The organism is Microbispora sp. CL1-1 (assembly GCF_012034195.1).
In the GTDB taxonomy this organism is placed as follows: Bacteria; Actinomycetota; Actinomycetes; order Streptosporangiales; family Streptosporangiaceae; genus Microbispora.
Map to the genome: position 1 here is coordinate 1 of NZ_JAATEK010000133.1, position 1,256 is coordinate 1,256.

Genomic DNA, 1,256 nt, shown 5'->3' on the forward strand with positions numbered 1-1,256 from the left:
TGGAAGGCGTAGGTGGGCAGGTCGATGGTGGTGGCGTGGCGGTGGAGGGGGGTCCAGTCGACGGGGGTGCCGTGGGTGTGGGCGTGGGCGGCGGCGGTGACGGCGGTGTGGGGTTCGGGGTGGTCGCGGCGTAGGACGGGGACGGCGATCAGGTCTGGTTCGTGGTCGAGGGTTTCGCGGATGAGCCCGCTGAGGACGCCGTCGGGCCCGATTTCGATGAAGGTGGTGATGCCGTTGTCGTGCAGGGTGGTGGTGGCGTCGGTGAAGCGGACGGGGTTGCGCAGGTGGCGGGTCCAGTAGGAGGGGTCGGTCAGGTCGGTTGGGGTGGCGATCTGGCCGGTGAGGTCGGAGACGAAGGGGATGACCGGTCCCGTGGGCGGGGTGAGGGACAGCTCGGCGACGGCGTGTTCGAACTCCTCCAGGATGGGGTTCATGTGGGGGGAGTGGAAGGCGTGGCTGACGGTCAGGGGGCGGACTTTGTAGCCGTGGTCGCGGAAGTGCTGGGTGAGGTGGGTGATGGTGTGGGTGTCGCCGGAGATGACGGTGGAGGTGGGGGTGTTGAGTGCGGCGATGGTGACGGTGTCGTGGTGAGGGGCGAGTTGGGGGGTGATGTGGTCTGCGGGTGCGTTGATGGCGGTCATGGCGCCGCCGGGGGGGAGGGTGTGCATGAGGCGGGCGCGGGTGGCGACGAGGGCGGCGGCGTGGGGGAGGGTGAGGATGCCGGCGGTGTGGGCGGCGGCGATGGCGCCGATGGAGTGTCCGGCGACGGCGGTGGGGGTGATGCCCCAGGTGGCCAGCAGGTGGGTGAGGGCGGTTTGCAGGGCGAACAGCGCGGGCTGGGTGTAGAGGGTCTGGTCGAGCAGGGTGGGGTCGGTGTCGCCGAGCAGTACTTCGCGTAGTGGTACGGGTGCGTGTCCGGCGAGGTGCTGGTCGAGTAGCTCGATGGTGTGGTCGAGGGTGGTGGCGAAGGCGGGGTAGGTGGCGTACAGGCCGCGTCCCATGCCGGTGTGTTGGCTGCCCTGGCCGGTGAAGACGAAGGCGAGTCCGCCGGGGCGGGCGATTCCGGTCACGATGCCGCCGGTGTTTCCGTCGGCGAGGGCGCGGGTGCGTTCCAGGAGTTCGTGGCGGGTGGTTCCGATGATGACGGCGCGGTGGTCGAAGTGGGTGCGGGTGGTGGCCAGGGAGTGGCCGACGTCGGCCGGGTCGAGGTCGGGGTGGTGGTCCAGATGATCGGCGAGCCGGGCGGCCTGGGCGTG

General features: G+C 70.5%; 1 protein-coding gene. It reads right to left on the reverse strand.

Going from position 1 to position 1,256, the window contains the following annotated elements; translation table 11 throughout:
• Window positions 1–1,256: acyltransferase domain-containing protein (locus tag HCK04_RS40270; RefSeq protein WP_142652770.1), on the reverse strand; the 1,256-nt coding region annotated here is incomplete at both ends.